General features: G+C 31.0%; 22 protein-coding genes and 1 pseudogene. 18 read left to right on the plus strand and 5 right to left on the minus strand.

All coding sequences use genetic code 11. The annotated features are described in order from the left end of the window. Window positions 1-127: 127 nt before the first annotated feature. From DSQ20_RS08975 to DSQ20_RS09040, 15 genes and pseudogenes are all read left to right on the plus strand, one after another. Entirely contained in the window at window positions 128-577 is a 450-nt protein-coding gene (locus DSQ20_RS08975; RefSeq protein ID WP_179365362.1) for a 30S ribosomal protein S15, read from the plus strand. Next, window positions 577-1998 (plus strand): DHHA1 domain-containing protein, encoded by a 1422-nt coding sequence (locus DSQ20_RS08980; protein ID WP_179365363.1) that lies wholly within the window; start codon window positions 577-579, stop codon window positions 1996-1998. Before DSQ20_RS08975 ends, DSQ20_RS08980 begins: the two co-directional genes overlap by 1 nt. Further along, the gene (locus tag DSQ20_RS08985) at window positions 1961-2203 is read left to right on the plus strand and encodes a KEOPS complex subunit Pcc1 (protein ID WP_179365364.1); all 243 of its coding nucleotides are present in this window, start codon (window positions 1961-1963) and stop codon (window positions 2201-2203) included. The genes DSQ20_RS08980 and DSQ20_RS08985 overlap by 38 nt, the downstream gene beginning before the upstream one ends. Beyond that, a complete protein-coding gene (gene serS / locus DSQ20_RS08990) occupies window positions 2203-3465 on the plus strand; it encodes a serine--tRNA ligase (RefSeq protein ID WP_179365365.1) in 1263 nt (420 codons plus the stop codon). Before DSQ20_RS08985 ends, serS begins: the two co-directional genes overlap by 1 nt. 40 nt (window positions 3466-3505) lie before the next feature. Continuing rightward, a complete protein-coding gene (locus tag DSQ20_RS08995) occupies window positions 3506-4117 on the plus strand; it encodes a 30S ribosomal protein S3ae (RefSeq protein ID WP_007551351.1) in 612 nt (203 codons plus the stop codon). A 24-nt stretch (window positions 4118-4141) separates the two neighbouring features. Beyond that, window positions 4142-4567, plus strand: coding sequence for an RNA-binding domain-containing protein (locus tag DSQ20_RS09000; protein WP_179365366.1), 426 nt, complete (start codon window positions 4142-4144; stop codon window positions 4565-4567). Between the two features lie 185 nt (window positions 4568-4752). Beyond that, complete coding sequence (locus tag DSQ20_RS09005) at window positions 4753-5961, plus strand: NAD(P)/FAD-dependent oxidoreductase (RefSeq protein ID WP_255458235.1); 1209 nt, start codon at window positions 4753-4755, stop codon at window positions 5959-5961. A gap of 59 nt (window positions 5962-6020) precedes the next feature. Further along, entirely contained in the window at window positions 6021-6209 is a 189-nt protein-coding gene (locus tag DSQ20_RS10910; RefSeq protein ID WP_255458236.1) for a hypothetical protein, read from the plus strand. A 36-nt stretch (window positions 6210-6245) separates the two neighbouring features. Next, a complete protein-coding gene (locus tag DSQ20_RS09010) occupies window positions 6246-7043 on the plus strand; it encodes a MoxR family ATPase (RefSeq protein WP_179365367.1) in 798 nt (265 codons plus the stop codon). Then, window positions 7044-8604 (plus strand): annotated as a pseudogene (locus DSQ20_RS11050) (VWA domain-containing protein). It begins immediately after the preceding gene. 77 nt (window positions 8605-8681) lie between these two features. Continuing rightward, window positions 8682-10232 carry a pyridoxal-phosphate dependent enzyme gene (locus DSQ20_RS09020; RefSeq protein WP_179365368.1) on the plus strand — a complete coding sequence of 517 codons (1551 nt, stop codon included), beginning with the start codon at window positions 8682-8684 and terminating at the stop codon, window positions 10230-10232. 5 nt (window positions 10233-10237) lie between these two features. Further along, complete coding sequence (locus DSQ20_RS09025; protein ID WP_179365369.1) at window positions 10238-10687, plus strand: ASCH domain-containing protein; 450 nt, start codon at window positions 10238-10240, stop codon at window positions 10685-10687. 66 nt (window positions 10688-10753) lie between these two features. Continuing rightward, window positions 10754-11317 carry a TATA-box-binding protein gene (locus tag DSQ20_RS09030; RefSeq protein WP_007551360.1) on the plus strand — a complete coding sequence of 188 codons (564 nt, stop codon included), beginning with the start codon at window positions 10754-10756 and terminating at the stop codon, window positions 11315-11317. 45 nt (window positions 11318-11362) lie between these two features. Then, a complete protein-coding gene (locus DSQ20_RS09035; RefSeq protein ID WP_179365370.1) occupies window positions 11363-11584 on the plus strand; it encodes a hypothetical protein in 222 nt (73 codons plus the stop codon). A gap of 70 nt (window positions 11585-11654) precedes the next feature. Beyond that, the gene (locus DSQ20_RS09040; RefSeq protein ID WP_179365371.1) at window positions 11655-12239 is read left to right on the plus strand and encodes a hypothetical protein; all 585 of its coding nucleotides are present in this window, start codon (window positions 11655-11657) and stop codon (window positions 12237-12239) included. On the opposite strand, the gene DSQ20_RS09045 is transcribed toward DSQ20_RS09040, so the two are convergent. Together DSQ20_RS09045 and DSQ20_RS09050 are read right to left on the minus strand one after the other, a co-directional pair. Further along, window positions 12229-12927 (minus strand): hypothetical protein, encoded by a 699-nt coding sequence (locus DSQ20_RS09045; RefSeq protein WP_179365372.1) that lies wholly within the window; start codon window positions 12925-12927, stop codon window positions 12229-12231. The two genes, DSQ20_RS09040 and DSQ20_RS09045, sit on opposite strands and share 11 nt — an antisense overlap. 109 nt (window positions 12928-13036) lie before the next feature. Then, window positions 13037-13213 (minus strand): hypothetical protein, encoded by a 177-nt coding sequence (locus DSQ20_RS09050; RefSeq protein WP_179365373.1) that lies wholly within the window; start codon window positions 13211-13213, stop codon window positions 13037-13039. A gap of 126 nt (window positions 13214-13339) precedes the next feature. Here DSQ20_RS09050 and DSQ20_RS09055 point away from each other — a divergent pair, with 126 nt between their 5' ends. From DSQ20_RS09055 to DSQ20_RS09065, 3 genes are all read left to right on the plus strand, one after another. Continuing rightward, complete coding sequence (locus DSQ20_RS09055; protein ID WP_007551366.1) at window positions 13340-13681, plus strand: P-II family nitrogen regulator; 342 nt, start codon at window positions 13340-13342, stop codon at window positions 13679-13681. A 128-nt stretch (window positions 13682-13809) separates the two neighbouring features. Continuing rightward, window positions 13810-14064: a hypothetical protein gene (locus tag DSQ20_RS09060; RefSeq protein ID WP_179365374.1), complete on the plus strand. Its 255-nt coding sequence runs from the start codon at window positions 13810-13812 to the stop codon at window positions 14062-14064. 222 nt (window positions 14065-14286) lie between these two features. After that, window positions 14287-14643 (plus strand): DUF6659 family protein, encoded by a 357-nt coding sequence (locus tag DSQ20_RS09065; protein ID WP_179365375.1) that lies wholly within the window; start codon window positions 14287-14289, stop codon window positions 14641-14643. Between the two features lie 119 nt (window positions 14644-14762). Here the strand turns inward: DSQ20_RS09065 and DSQ20_RS09070 are convergent, their stop codons facing one another. The 3 genes from DSQ20_RS09070 to dusB form a co-directional block, all read right to left on the minus strand. Continuing rightward, window positions 14763-14903 (minus strand): hypothetical protein, encoded by a 141-nt coding sequence (locus DSQ20_RS09070; protein WP_179365376.1) that lies wholly within the window; start codon window positions 14901-14903, stop codon window positions 14763-14765. 102 nt (window positions 14904-15005) lie between these two features. Continuing rightward, complete coding sequence (locus tag DSQ20_RS09075) at window positions 15006-15533, minus strand: Lrp/AsnC family transcriptional regulator (protein ID WP_179365377.1); 528 nt, start codon at window positions 15531-15533, stop codon at window positions 15006-15008. Window positions 15534-15705: 172 nt separating this feature from the next. Further along, window positions 15706-16662 carry a tRNA dihydrouridine synthase DusB gene (gene dusB, locus DSQ20_RS09080; RefSeq protein WP_179365378.1) on the minus strand — a complete coding sequence of 319 codons (957 nt, stop codon included), beginning with the start codon at window positions 16660-16662 and terminating at the stop codon, window positions 15706-15708. Window positions 16663-16708: the final 46 nt, after the last annotated feature.

The following is a 16708-nucleotide window of genomic DNA, read 5'->3' on the forward strand; positions in this document are numbered from 1 at the left end:
ACAGTTTACCTGTTCGTTCTGATAAAATTGTACATATTTAACTTTTATTCTAAGCTTCAAAATGCAGACATTATGTACGAGAATCGGAATAAGTAACGTTTAATTTTGTTTTATAATCAGCCCAATCATGGGACGATTACACACACATAGACACGGAAAATCACACACAATTAGACCAGCTACACTACGTGCACCTTCATGGAACACACTTAGTCCTAAAGAAATAGAAGAATTAGTTGTAAAATATTCTAAAGACGGATTATCTCCAAGTCAGATAGGATTAAAACTCAGAGATCAACATTCAATTCCACTCATCAAATCGATTACAAAGAAAAGTCTTGGAAAAATACTAGAGGAAAATAATCTCCAAGCAGAAATGCCAGAAGATCTAGACAATATTGTAAAAAAAGCAGTAGGTCTTCAAAAACATCTCAAGGCAAACAAGGGAGATAATAGAAACGTCAGATCACTTGAATTGATTGAGGCAAAAGTGCACAGATTATCAGTGTACTATAAAAGAATAAATCGTATTCCTGAAAACTGGAAATATAAATCAGTAGTTGCTCAATTAGAGTAATGACAAAAACTCTTGATGAGTCGCTTTCGTTTTTCAAAGACACTATTTCAGATTGTATAAAATCAAGAAAATCGATTTCAGTTACAACTCATATTGATTGCGATGGATTAACATCTGGGAGTATCATCACAAAAGCGCTCATGAGATCTGGGGCAAAATGCACAGTTAGAACTTCAAAAGAATTTAGTAAGAAAGTTATTGATTCTCTAAAAAAAGATTCTAGAGATTTTCATATTATTACAGATCTTGCAGGTGGATTTGCAAACAACTTAGATGAATCGTTAGGTGAAAACTGGATTGTATTAGATCATCACCAGATATCTGAAAAAGAACAAGAAAATCAAAGAGTCATCAATGCATGGAAATACGGAATTGATGGAGGTACAGAAATTTGTGCAGGTGGAATGGCATATCTTGCAGCAATGGCATTAGACGACAAGAATATTGATTTGTCTGCAATAGCTGTTGTTTCAGCTCTTGGGGATAGACAAGACCAAGGAGAAAGAAAATCATTTGTTGGAAAAAATTTTGAAATTGCCAATACTGCAAAAGAAGAAGGGTTAGTAGATATTGATTTAGATTTATTGTTGGTTGGAAGAGAGACAAGACCAATTTCAGATTCTTTAGCATTTACATCTCAGCCATTTATTGAAGGCTTAACTTGGAATAGAGATGCCTGCCTATCACTTTTGAATTCTTCAGGAATTCAACTAAAAGAAGGAGGCAGATGGAGAGTTCCTGCAGAATTAAATGATGATGAAAAAAGAATAGTCATTGAAACCATTACCAAATTTACATCAGGAAAAAATGCGACAGAGATAATGTCAGAATTAATTGGATATACCTATACATTTCCAAGAGAAGACAAGAGGAGTTTTTTGCGAGATGGAAGAGAATTTTCAACTATGCTAAATTCCTGTGGAAGAATTAGTCGTTCCGGAGTTGGAATTGCTGTTTGCATGGGTGATAGAAACAAGATTCTAAGAGAAGGAGAAATGATCCTTACAGATTATAGAAAAATGATTAGAGAATACATGAATATCTTAACAAACGAAAGATGGAGAATTTCAGAAAGCAAAACATGTGTCATGGTAAATGGGGAAGGAATTGTACCAGAGATGATGACAGGTACAATTTCATCGTTAATTGCAGGTTCTCCAAAGAATGCTGGAAAAATCATAATTTTAAGGACAGGTGGAGAAGAAAACACTATAAAATTTTCATCAAGAAAGTCATTTGGATGCAAATCAGAGATTAATTTAAGTGAGTTAATGAGAACAGGAGCTGAGAAATTTGACGGAGTTGGCGGAGGTCATAATGCAGCAGCTGGTGCAAAAATAACTAAAGACAAATTAGATGGATTTCTAGATTATTTAGAAGTAAATGTCGTTAACATGCCAAGTACAGGTAATTCTCAATAACCTATCAAAAGAAAAGATAGAAACTGTAAAAAAAGTGTTGGAGCCAGATAATGTAAATTTTCCAGAAGGATTGAGTCTAAATGTTGAAAATATTGATAACAAACTAGTTTTTAATTTTGAGAGTATGGAGAACATGAAAAAATTGATAGGTACTGTTGATGAAGTTTTAGAACATGTTCAGCTTGCATTAAAGGTGATTGAATAATGTTAGATCCAAAAATAATCAAGGAAAATCCACAAAGAATTAGAGATATGCTAAAAGCAAGAACAGTTGAATTCAATCTTGATGAATTAGTAGAGTTTGATCAAAAAAGAAGAGACCTTATTCTAAAAACAGATGAGATGCGAAAAAAGAAAAACCAAGTAGCATTAGAAATTTCTCAGAAAAAGAAATCAGGAAATGATATTTCATCTAGTTTATCTGAAATGAAAAATATTTCAGTGGAACTTACAAAACTAGAATCATTACAGGAAGAAGTAGAAAAAAAATATTCTAATTTAGCATTAACTATTCCAAATTTGATTCACGAGTCTGTACCTATTGGCAAAGATGAAACTGCTAACATAGAAATTAAAAAATGGGGAACAATTCCCAAATTTGATTTTAAAATTAATGACCACATAGACATTTCTGCAAATTTGGATTTAGTTGATCTTGAAAGAGCAGCAAAAGTTGCAGGTGCAAGATTTTATTATCTGAAAAACGATCTTGTCAGATTAAACCAGTCTCTTATTCATTATGGATTAGATTTTCTTGCAGAAAAAAATTATTCTCTAGTACAACCACCATATATGATCAATCGTCAATCTATGGAAGGAGCGATAATAGCCGATGATTTTGAAGAAGTAATTTACAAAATTGATAATGAAGATCTATACATGATTGGAACTTCTGAACATGCTATGGCAGCAATGCGCTCAGACGAGATTATTGAAGGTAAAGATCTTCCTTTAAGATTTGCAGGAGTAAGTCCATGTTTTAGAAAAGAAGCTGGGGCACATGGAAGAGATCAAAAAGGAATTTTCAGAGTACATCAGTTTGACAAAATTGAGCAGTTTGTTTTTGCTCGGCCAGAAGAATCTTGGAAAGAACATGAAAGAATGTTATCTGTAGCTGAGGAATTCTATCAAAAATTAGAGATACCATACAAAGTAATGCTACTATCATCAGGCGATATGGGAAAAGTGTCTGCAAAAACATATGATATCGAAGCATGGATGGCAGGTCAGAATGCATATAGAGAAATTGTTTCATGTTCGAATTGTTTAGATTATCAAGCAAGAAGACTAAAGATCAGGTTTAGAGATAAAACAAATGAAGAAACACAATATTTACACACGTTAAACAGTACATTAGTTGCCACATCACGTGTTTTAGTTTCAATAATGGAAAATTTTCAAACTAATGATGGGCATATTGTTATTCCAAAAGTTTTACAAAAATACATGGGCAAAAACATAATCTAGTCGCATACCCTTATATTTTGGATTCAAAGGTCGATAATAATTGGCACGTAGAAAAGGACGAGTAAAGGACAAATGGCGAGAAAAGAAATGGGTAACTGTAAGCGCCCCAGATTCATTTAACAATGTTCCAATTGCTTATGTTCCAATTACTGATGATGAAAATGCAGTAGGTAGAGTTTTAGAAGTCACATTGTATGACATTCTAAAAGGAGACCCATCACAACATCAATACAAGATTTACTTCCAAATAAACAAAGTAGAAGATGACAAAGCTACTACGATTTTTAAAAGATATGAGTATTCTAAAGAATTTTTGCGAAGTTTGGTAAGACGAGGTTCATCTAAAATCAATTTCATCATAGATATTAAAACAAAAGATGGTTATGTCTTTAGAATCAAAATACTTGCACTTACACATAGACAACTTAACACATCTAGAAAACATGCATTAAGATTGATTGCTAGAGATGTAATTAACAACACTGTACCTCAAATGACAATCGACCAGTTTGTTCAGGCTACATGTTATAGTAAGATTAATTCTGATATCATGGCTGCATTTAAGAAAGTCATTAGAGTAAGACATGTAGGTCTAGAGAAAGTCAAACTCATCAGAACTGCAGAAAAAGAAATAGCATTGCTTGAAGCCTAAACAATAATTGTATTCATACAGCTAATGGTTGACAAATTAGAAGTTACAATTGATGTTATTATACATGCAACTGAAGATATTTCCAAATTCTTAAAATCATTTGAAGACATATTTGAGTTAGATGATGGTTTCACAGTGAATGAAACACTAGGTCATTTTGAGAATACAATAACAATACTAAGTAGGAAAATTGAAAAAAAAGAGGCTCAAAAATTTGTCCTAAGATTAATTGAAGCTATATCAAAGGAACAAATTATCAAATTATTAGAAGAGATAGAAGAAAGAACAGTAGATTCCAGACTTCACATTAGATTAGACAAACAAGAATTCATCAGAGGAAATCTAGTATTAAGTGAAAGAGATGCAATAAAAGTGAAAATTCATACACCAATTTATAATAAAAAAGATACTGTCAAAATATTCAGGCAGGTATTCCAAATTGCCAACTAGATTAAATAGGAATGAGAAGGCAATTTAATTTGGGAATGAGGAGATAATAGCCGCTCCAGTCTGAGCGAAAGCTTTGAAGACGCCGCGACGAACCGACCCCATTTTTGAATTTATTATAAAGATCAAAAATTTTCTCACTGAAACCATGGTATTATTTTAAATACGGATAAACGGGGCGTTCTTTTGTGGTAGATTACGACATCATTATAGCTGGAGGCGGATTGGCAGGAACTATAGCTGCTCAATCAGTTTCATATTATTCAAATCAGGGATTAAAAGTTCTAGTTATTGATAGAAGCCCTTCAAATTTACCAGGATCTAAAAGTGTATCAGGTTGGATATGTGGAGATGCAGTTAGTAAAGAAGCTGTAGACTACATGACAAACAGAATTAAAGTTAATTGGAGTGAGCCAGAAATTGAACATAAAGTAAAAGGTGTAATGGCATTTTCTCCAGATAGAGAAACATCCATTCCATTTGATGGTGCTGGATATATGCTCAATAGACAAGTTTTACCAGAACGTCAAAATGAAAGAACGTTGGCAATGGGAGTAGATTTTGATTTTGAAATTAATCTTACTGGATTAGTATATGATGAAAATCAAGTAATTGGAGTTCAAGGAATAAACAACAAAACAAAAACTCCATACAAAAAGACAGCCAAAGTTGTAATCGATGCAACTGGAATGACATCTATGCTTCGAAATCAAATTTCCAACACAACAAAGATGGAAAAAAAAATAGATCGTACAGATGTAGAATCAACAGGAAGACATATCATGTATTTTGACCAAGGAGAAGAAGATCTAACAGAATTTGATCCAAATTATTGCATAATTCATCTTGATCAAGATATTGCTCCAGGTGGATATGGATGGGTATTTCCTAAAGGAAAAAATAAAGTAAACATAGGTCTTGGGGTTGAAAAAACACTTCTTGAAAAACGAAATCAGAGATTAGGAAAAAACGATAATGTATCCATGTTGATTAATCAATACGTTGAAAGAAATCGAGCAATTAAAAATGCAAGACTATCAGAGGATCCTCAAGATAAGAATAATGCAACTGGAAATTTCCAAGTTTCAGTCAGAAGACAAAATGATTGTATGGTAGCAAATGGATTTGTAATAGTAGGGGATTCTGCATGGATGCCAAAACCACTTGATGCCGGAGGAATTGGACCAGCATTAGTTGCAGGAACTATTGTTGGAAAATGTGTAGTAGAAGCAATTCAATCAGGAGATGTTACGGAAAAAGGATTATGGAAATACAATAAAGAATTCATTAATGAATATGGTTACAAAACAGCAGGATTGGAAATTTTTAGAAAATTAATTCAAACTCTCACCAATGAACAAATCAGTTATGGAATGAAACACTTTTTGGTAATCTAGACGTTGAAGCAATTTCAAAAGGAGAGCATCCTGACTTTTCAAACGTTACAAAATTAGGAATGATGATCAGAGGGGCACTAAACAAAAAACTAGCTGATGGTTTACGTTTTACTACACAACAAAATAGACTCTTAACAAAACACTATTACGAATATCCTGAATCTCCAGAAGGATTTGATGAGTGGAGTAAGAAACTACATCATATTCTTGATGAATCTAATGCTAAATTACCTCAATATCAAAACTAAGCTTTATTTGTAAACTTAATCATAAAAAAATATCAGATGTTAAAAGAGATACAGTATTTAGATTGGAATAATTCAAATGAGATTTTAAAGAAAGCCTATAAGGCAAAATTATTTGTGTTGATAATTGGTCCTAAGGGTACAGGAAAAACATCGCTAGTTAGAGATTTTGCAGAAAATATGAATATGAAGCTAGAATCTATTAATTTTAGCCTCCGAACACGAGAAAGTCACTTAATTGGAACTAAAACTTTGACCAATGGAACTGTTAGTTTTGAGGAAGGTCTTTTGATTAAATCAATGAAAGAAAGTAACATGTTATATCTAGATGAAATTAATGCTGCTGAAGCTGATGTATTACTTAGATTGGATGAAGCACTTGATGACAGAAGACAGATCGTATTAAAAGAATCCACAGGTGAGATTGTAAAAGCTAAAGAAGGCTGGTTTGTAATTGCAACAATTAATCCGTTAACACATAGCGGAACCAAAGAATTGCCACCACAATTACTCAGCAGATTTCCAGTTAGAATTAGCTTAGAATATCCACCAGAAGAAATTGAATTAGAAATTGTTAAAAAACATGTTTCTGGAAATCATGATTCTGAGATCATTCAAGCAATTAAACTTGCAAATGTATTAAGACAGGCAGCTGCAGTTGAAGAATTATTTTACTCTCCAAGTTTAAGGGAAACTATTGCGTTTGGAAAATTACTTGATGAGGGAATGACTCCTAAAAAAGCAGCAAACATTGTTTTTGGTAATGTGTATACACAATGGGGAAATATAGAATATCAAAAAGTAAGTGACATCATTACCTCAATGTTTGGAAATTAGATGCAATCATTACAATTACAAAATGAGTCACTAGTTGAGATAGCCACATTTTTGATTAGAAGGTGGTCAGAAAGAGAAAACATCACAGTAGAATTTTCAGATAGAGTCAACACAAAAACAAGATTACAAGAAAATAGAGTAATCTTAACTCCAATTGAAAAAAGAATTGGAGATGAATTTCAGAGATACAGACAATTTAGAAGTTCATTATGGTATGAATCTATGAGAGTAAAATTTTGCAAAAAAATTCTTAGCAATGATCATGCATTTGGATTTATTTTAAACACAATGGAGACAGTAAGAGTAGAACAGCTAGGAAGGAAACTTTGGAAGGGAATGGATGAAGAGATTATCTTTAATTATGCATACATGCTTGTAGGCAGGCCTCAATTACATACAGTTTATGGAAAAGCACGAATTGTAGAAGCATTTTATCAATATTTTATGTTTGGAACAATAAAAGGCGAAGTGCAATCTAGTCATTTTGAAAGAGTAAAAAAAGCCTCAAACTTTGCTAAGAAAATTGTTGATGAATCTATAAGAAAAAAATATGGTACAGAATGGTTAGAAAAAAAAGTGGTAGAAATAATTAAGATCCTAGACATAGATTCGTTACTTACAATTCCAGTATCGTTACCGTTTATGAAAGTAGGTATGGCATTATCAGAAGAAGAGTTATTAAAATTTCTAACAATAATTTCAAAAAATAAAGAAGGAGATTTTGGAAAGATTGATCCAAAATCGGCGTTGAGTGGAGAAAATATCTATGATGAATACAAAGTAATTCTTGAGGAAAAAAAAAAATGAAAAAAAAGGATTAGGACCAAAATCAATAGGAGTTCAGGTTCCTATTGTAACTAACATTGATGAAACAATAATTTATGACATGAATTTAATAAATAATCTTAAAATAAAATTTAAAGAATTAAAATCTGGGTGGAAAGAACAACATCATATTAGCGGAGATGAATTTGATGAAGAAAACTACATTGATGAGCATGAGCCATTTTTTACAGATATTAAAAAATTAATTAAATCTAAGATAGTTATTTTATTAGATCATTCATCGAGTATTGCATCAGATGCATTAGAATACAAAAAAGCAACACTTGCACTTTGTGAAGTACTAGCATATCTTAAAGTAAAATTCGCTGTTTATGCATTTAATACACATAACAGAGATATTGTATGTTGGTTGATAAAACCAGATAATATGAAATGGAATAATATTTCTGCAAAAAGATTAGCTCAAGTGGTTGCAAACGGTTCAACACCATTAGCAGAAGTGTACGGTAAAATGTTCTCAACATTACAGGCAAAAAGACCAGATATTTTTTTAACATTAACTGATGGAGAACCATCTGATCCTGATGCAGTTAGAAATATGACTAAATCTTTCAAAAGATTAGGCATAAACATGGTAGCTTTGGGTTTGGGTCCAAATACAATTAGAGCTACAACAATAGCAAATAATCTCAAACATCTAGGATATGAAAAAACAATGGCAGTCAGTAGATTAAAAGACATTCCAAGTAAAGTGATTAGCATTTTAGATGTATAATTTAGAATTCATATCAACCCAACATACTATCAGATATTTTATATGAGCTTTATTAGATTAGAACAGTTAGAGAAAAGTTGTCAGACGAAAAAGAAAATAATATAGACAAAGTCCTATTGGAACGTTTTGAACAAGAAATTTGGAGTAAAGTACCCCATTTAGAAGGTACAAAGATTGTAAATTCAACACCGCTGGTTGATCTAACAGAAGATTTCAAAGAATGTGCTAAAAGTGTGTATAAATTCGAACTTGATGATAACAATTTGAAAGTTTATGGAAAGTTTGATTCTACACTACTAAGCGGTTCAATCAAAGTAAGAGCTGCTACTCATATCATTCATGATGCAATTGCATCTGGAAAACTAAAAGGAAATCAAACTGTAATTGAAGCTACTTCTGGAAATTTTGGAATAGCTTTAGGATTATTATCAAAAATTGGAGTAAGTGTAGTTGCACTAGTGTCAAGAAAATTACAAGAGGGAGTGTTTAAAGAATTAAGAAATGAGAATATTCGAATTATGGATTTGGATATGGATATTTGTCCAGCTCCAGGAATGGAAAATCGAGCAGATGAGTTAGCTGCAAAAGCAACTGCTGGAAATATTCGTTCACAGTTATCAGAACTTGGTTTTAATCCTGAAATTTTTGATATTAATATTCAAGAAATAGAAGCACTGTTAGCTAAACAAGACATCATAAATTTAGCAAGATTTCTTGCAAAAATTTACAATTTATTCTGTCCAAAACAGTACGATAACGAATTGAATGTTGATGTTCATAGAATTATAACAGCTCCAGAAATTGATCAACAACTTCGAGAAAATGGAGATTCGTTGGAAAATTATCAAATAATCTGTTCATTTGGTACTGGAGGAACTTCCGGAGGTTTAAGTCAATATATGGCTAAAAAATATGATAAGAAATCGATACATGTTGTTTTTCCTATTCCTGGTCAGGATGTTGCGGGAATTAGAACAAAAGCCAAAGCTTCAGGTTTGACACTTTACAAACCAGATACATTTGCTGCAGAACATGAGATAGATTATGAGAAAGCAAAATTCCTATTGAAGTTTTTTGTAGATAAGGGACACGACATAGGTGAGAGTACTGCTCTAGAATTATTTGCTGCTATGCAGATGGCAAAATCAGGAAATTATAAAAAATTCATCATAATAGTAGCGGATGGAATTGAAAAATACAGAAAGAATTTCGAGCAAATATCAAAAAAACAATTGCCAATTAATATTTCATTAGAAGAAGCTTCATCAATTGTAAATGATTATGACAGAATTATTTGGGTACATACACAATATACTCCTAAAGAAGCTGGAATTGAAATGCTTGCAAAATCATTAGGAGTAGATAAATCTAAAATTTCCATACCCAAAGCGAGAACTATTAACGAATTATTATCCACCCAGAAAATTCCTGAAGAGTTAAGTAAGGAACTAAACGGTTCAAAAGGAAAATCACTATTAGTTTGTATGGCTGGAAATACCTCCCTTATGACTGCACAAGTACTTGCCAGTAAAGGAATAATTACTCAAAGCTTGAATGGGGGAATTACTAATTTGCCTGAAGGAAGAGGTAGAAATCCAGGTGAATTCATAAAAGCAGCTACTGAATAATAGTTTTGAAGTGTTTATCAATATCCCAACCATTTGCAGATTTAATAATTTCAGGTAAAAAAACAATAGAACTAAGAAATTGGAACACAAATTTTCGAGGAGAATTTTTGATTCATGCACCACTTAAAATAAAAACTGAAGATTGTAAGAGATTAAAAATTAAAAAAAAATTCGTAACAGGTGTCATAATTGGAAAAGCAGAACTATATGATGTAAAAAAATATAATTCACTTAAAGAAATAAGAGAGGATCAAAAATTTCATTTTGCGGCAAAAAAATTTCAAAACAAAATTTATGGATTTAAAATAAGAAATGTAAAAATCTTAAAAATTCCTATTCCATGTAAAGGACAATTAGGTTTTTTCAATGTAGAATTAACAAAAATCAAAAACAAAGATATTTTGTCAGATATAATAGATGAGGAGTATAGATATCAATGGATCAATCATCATTGAAAAAATAAGGTATCATCAAAAAAGCATTACTAGTATATATAAAGGGACTATTTAAAGTCCCTCGACATGCCTCAAACAAAACCTATCGTTAGTGTTGAAAATGTAGTTGCTTCTGCATCAGTGGAGCAAAAAATTGATCTAAACGAAATAACTGAAAAATTTCCAGATACAGAATATCATCCAGAACAATTTCCGGGATTAGTATTTAGATTACAAAATCCAAGAACGGCAACGCTCATTTTTAGAACAGGAAAAATGGTATGTACGGGTGCAAAATCCGAAGATATGGCAATTAAAGCTGTTAATACAGTAGTTCAAAAACTAAGAAAAGGTAAAATAAAAATAAAAAATGACGCAGTGATAACAGTTCAAAATATAGTAGCAGCAATAAATCTTGGTGGTAAAATCCACTTAGAAAAAGCGGCTAGAACATTACCAAGGAGTATGTACGAGCCTGAACAATTTCCAGGATTAATTCACAGAATGCTAGATCCAAAAACAGTCATACTATTATTTGCCTCAGGAAAGCTAGTGTGTACAGGTGCAAAAAAAGAATCAGATGTATATCGGTCTGTACATAACCTACACTCATTATTAGAGGAAAAAAACCTCATGATATATGATCAGTAATAACAATCACAATATTCAAATTAATTATAAAAAATTTAAACTTAATTGGATAAAGACACATATGAAAAAGAAAAAAATATGCTTACTCCTGAAAACGGATTTAATTTGGTTGGAATAGACTATTTTGCAGATTCAGATAATCAATTGTATTTAGTAGAGCATTTTGAAATGTATCAAGATGCATTAAATGCAAAAAAGGAACGCAAAAATTCAGAAGATTATTTTATTTTGTATAAAGGTGCAAGTGGAGAAAACCTCTGCAGATAGATTACAAAAATATCAAAGATTCAATTAATTTTACAAAAGATCTTATCATTAACTTCTCCAAATCCAATCATTGACTGATAAAACCAGTGATTTAATTGACATATTTTATGATAAAGGAAAAAATATTCAAAATGAGTTAAATTCGCAACAAATTAGAAAAAGTTCGAGAGCAAAATATCAGATTTTTGATGAATCTGAATTTACACGTGGTAGAGAGATACTTGGAGATCTAATAGTTCATGGCATGATAGCCTCAGGTGGAACCGATATTGATTGGCTAATTGAGCATAACGGAGGTTTTATCATTATGGAATTCAAGGGATTTCATAACGATAAGATAAACATTCCAAAAGGGCAAATTATTGCGTATGAAAAGTTACATGAGAAACTAAATCAAACCACAAAATGTTATTTGTATATTATTGGTTGTGATGACATTGATTTTTTAAATCCTGATTCATCAATTTGGATCTTTGAAATGAAACAATGGAAAATTGGAGTAATTCCAAAAAATACTAGAGATATTTATGGAGAAGATTCAGGAAAACAGAATAAATTTATCGTTTATCGGGAATATATGGAAGAGATAAGCATAGAAAAATTAAGAGATATGATTGATTCGCATTGGAAAGAATTTGAAAGAATTAAACCTTAAATGAAAATGTTTTTGATTTTGTTTCCATGTTATTTTCTACTTTTATTGTATATGTACCAGATTGGTCCCAACCAGGTCCTCCAGCAATTGCTAGGGTAGAAAACCTACCATCATTTTTTACAGATACTTGCTCAGACCAAACTAACTGACCGTTTTGATTTTCTATTGAGATGTTAATTGTTTCAGAGGTATTAGATTTTCCACTAATTGAGATGATATCACCCTTTTGATATGATGATAAATCAGTTTGAATGGAAAGTGAGGCAGATGATGAATCAGAATCCATTATAGAATCTGACTCCATAATAGAAATTCCAGATTGAGAGATACCAATGGCAATTATGATTGCTAGCACTGCTACACCAGCACCTATCAACATTTTTGGATTTTTTGGTTTTTTCTGAATGATTTGTGGAGCCATTGAAGTTGGAATTTCAATTTTTTGCTGTAAAGATGTTGTCGGGATAATTACATCAGAAATAGTTTGTTTTTCTTCAGTAGATTGATCGTCTGTATTTTCAGGCAATCTACCAAGATATTTTTCCGCTAAATTTTTAACATAATTTCTCTCATAATTACTAATTACTTCATTATTTTCACAAGCTCTAAGAATTTGTTTTAGTATACGTTCATCTCCCTTTTCTTTATCAAGTAAGGTTTGAACATCATCAAACAAGGGATCTGTCATACTATTTTATTCTCCTAACAGATTATTTATGAAGTTACCTTGTTTAAGATTACTAAGAATTAATACAAATAGGCTTGAATTAAGGGTTAATAAAACCAGATAGTGGCAATTATTTAGAATATATTTTTTGAGCTTGAATTATGACAGTTCGGATGTAGTCTTTTGCGGTAGAATCAGAAACACCCATTTGTTTAGCTCTTTGATATAGAGCATATTCTTGTGGATTACTCAAATAATATTTTAAAAGATAATTTAGTCGGTGAGATCTTTTCTCTTCACTTTTCATGTATCTACTTTATCTTAATACTAAAAAGGCCAAAGGATTATGTTATAACCAGTTGATCTCAATGTATCATAGAATTGGAATTAAAACATGTGATCTTTTTTAAATAATAAAAATTTAGTGAAGCAAATGAAGCAAATCGAGGCAACAATTCAAAATGACAAAATAGGTCCAGTTGCAGATGCCATAAAAGAGATGGTTGGAGGATTTACGGTATTAGAAGGAAATGGTAGAGGTTCTGGTCAAAGACAAACCATAAGAGGCGGAAGAGGCACTGGTACTTTTGTTGCAGAATTCAATAAAGTTGCAACTGTTAGCACAATTGTAGACGATTCAAAAGTAGAAGCAGTCATTAAAGCGATTTCAGATGCAGCATTTTCAGGAAAAGCAGGTGATGGGATTATTGTTGTGTCAGCAGTTGATGATGTTATAAATATTGCATCAAAAAAGAGAGGCTCAGAAGCCCTCTAATTATTTTCTTTTCATCAAAATTATAAAATGATGGTAAAAGTGAATAGTTTTAAATTATTTAGAATAACATTTGAAAATATAAAAATGAAAGTTCATAAATTATAAAGTGGCCTTAAAGTAAAAAGTCATTGAAGGGACTATATTGGTTGATTTTAGGATTGTCTGTTTGGTTCATTCCAACTATAATATTTCAAATAATAATTACATCTGAGGATTCGTTAAAAACAGCAGAAGCAGCAGTTTCAGATATTCCAAAAGAATTAGTGATCGTTTTGTTTGCAATCTCTTTACCAATTATTGTTAAAGGAGTAATTACAACTCGTAAAGAACGCAAAGCATCAAAAAATAATGAAGATACGAAGAATAAAAAATCTAGAAAATAATCAACTGAGAGGATAACAATGGTTTCCTCTCAGTGAGGTATCCCTTTGGGGGACATGTGTTTTGAAGGGATAATCAACCATTACAATTTAAGTATAAAAGCAAATGATTTAGTGTTTCTAAAAAGATTTTAGATTAGGCATAATTTTTGATTAATTCATAGTTAGCAGAAATAATCATTTATTATACAATCATCAACCATAGAACAAATATTAGATAATAAAATGAATGATAATTTTTACCAACAGAGATTAGATGAGATTTTCCAAGAAAATGACATAAGATTTGCGGGATTCATAGATAGTAAAGGGAATTTGATAAAAGGTAAATTTAGAGAAGATATTGTTCCTTTTGAAACAAATGACGAGCAACAGAAAATATTTAGAGAATTAGCATATAGAGTAGCAACCAGAAAAAATTTTGATTATTCTATGGGTCCTGTAAAATATTCAGCATCAAGACGTGAAAAATTAGTAATGATGAGCTTTCCTCTTAAGAAAAACATTCTTTTAATCACTACCGAACCAAATGTAAACATAGATAGATTAGCATACAAAATTCTTCAGATTCTTGAAAAATAGCATAAAATTTTCATGATAAAAATAATGGATGTTAAAATAGATAATAAGATGCATACATAAATTCATTCAAATTTAAATTTTAAATCAAACAAATTTTCAAAAAATAATAAAGTATCTAATTAATTAGCAGAGCCAATTAACAATATGCCATCAAAAATAAAATATATGTATGGATGCAAGCACGATAATCCAAGCATTTTATCAACTGTTGTTTTTGAAAGAGGATTGGAATTACCAGCCATCTTTTGTGATAATTGCATTACAATTTGCAGTATTTGTCTAAAAAAAGAAAAAACAAAAAAATATGATAAACTTGAATTATGTGAAAAATGTTACTTGAATGTCATAAAAACTTTGAAACACTAAGTCTCTTGCTCTATAATGACATTTAATGTCATAGTAGTTCTGACATGAGGTAATTTTCTAATACCTTTTGTAATTATATTTTCCATTAATTTGTAATCAGATGTTTCAATTTTACAAATGACATCATAATAACCAAATACCACATCAGCTTCTTTTACTTCTTGAATATGACTCAAATTTTTTAAAATATTATATTCTTCCCCTTTATCACCGTGAATGACAACATAAGCCTGTACATCATTTTTACCAAGCATAGATCCAATAAGTTTTTCAGATGCTTGGAATAGTTCTTTGCCTTCTGATCTAGTAAGAGTTACTGTAGACTGAATTTTTGGAATTTTACGTATTACATTTGTAATGGTTTTTTGAATCTTTTCTTCAGAATCTGATTCTATTTTTGAAACAATATCATAAAGACCAAGAGTACCATGTACTTCGATAACATTTTCAGTTGATTTTAACGATGAAATTACACTTTTTTCAGATCCTAGATCACAATTTATCAGCACATATGCTCGTGGCATTCAATTATCCGTCCCCATTTCTATATTTTTAATATCATTAGAAATTATATAAGAATAATCTGAATTTATTTAAATATTGATAGATTAAAAATTAAAAAACGAATATGTGTATACATATTGTAAAAATTTCAAGAAAATTGTCAGTAATTGAATCTAGAATATTGTAGTAAAGTTAAACATAAGCATCGTTCATAATTTTTTCAAGTTCAATTAGATTTTTTGATTGAGAAATTTTTGGTCGCAATTTTGCACCACCATTCATTCCCTTAGTAAACCTCATAGCCTGACTTTTGATGTTTGAAAATTTTATTTTGTATTGAGTTGTAAGGTGAAGGTAATCAAAAAACGCATCTAGTTTATCTTTGAATGTATATTTGTTATAAGTTCCAGTTGCCAAGTAATCATTAATTTGTTCAAACAAAAAAGGATTACCCATTGCACCTCTACCAATCATAATGTAATCACAACCAGTTTGATCTATCATTGTTTTAGCATCTTCAGGAGTTGTGATATCACCATTACCAACTATAGGAATATTTGATATCTCTTTTAGTTCTTTAATCATTTGCCAATCAGCATTACCAGAATATCCCTGAGTTACAGTTCGAGGATGAAGTGTTATCATTTGTATTCCTTCATCTTCAGCAATTTCTGAAATATCTTTAAAGAGATATCTACTTGCTTCAGTAACTCCTAAACGTATTTTCAAAGTTACTGGTTTTTTAACAGCATTAACAAGAGTACTAAAAATTTGTTGGGTAAGGTTGATTTCTTGTAATAGAGCTCCACCTGCCATTTGTTGTGTAATATGTGGTGCTGGACAACCCATATTGTAATCAATTATATCAAAAAAAGGTTCAACAATCTTTGCAGCTTTTTCTAATGCTAAAAGATCAGAACCAAATAATTGAACAGATAAAGGTCTTTCCTGTTCAGAATATTCTAAAAATTCCTGAATGTTTTTTTTATTTTCTTTTAGTTGTTTTTCTTTGGCAATAATACTATGAATACTAGTAAATTCAGTTACTACCAACCCTGCACCCATTTTTTTACATTGTAATCTCAAGGCAGCATCACTAACACCTGCCATTGGTGCTAAAAAGGCTCTACTTGAAAAAGTTGGAAGCATTATGATAGTTTTGAATTTTGGATATATTTATCATATTAATAGATTT

This window comes from Nitrosarchaeum sp. AC2, from assembly GCF_013407385.1.
Taxonomy (GTDB): Archaea; Thermoproteota; Nitrososphaeria; order Nitrososphaerales; family Nitrosopumilaceae; genus Nitrosarchaeum; species Nitrosarchaeum koreense.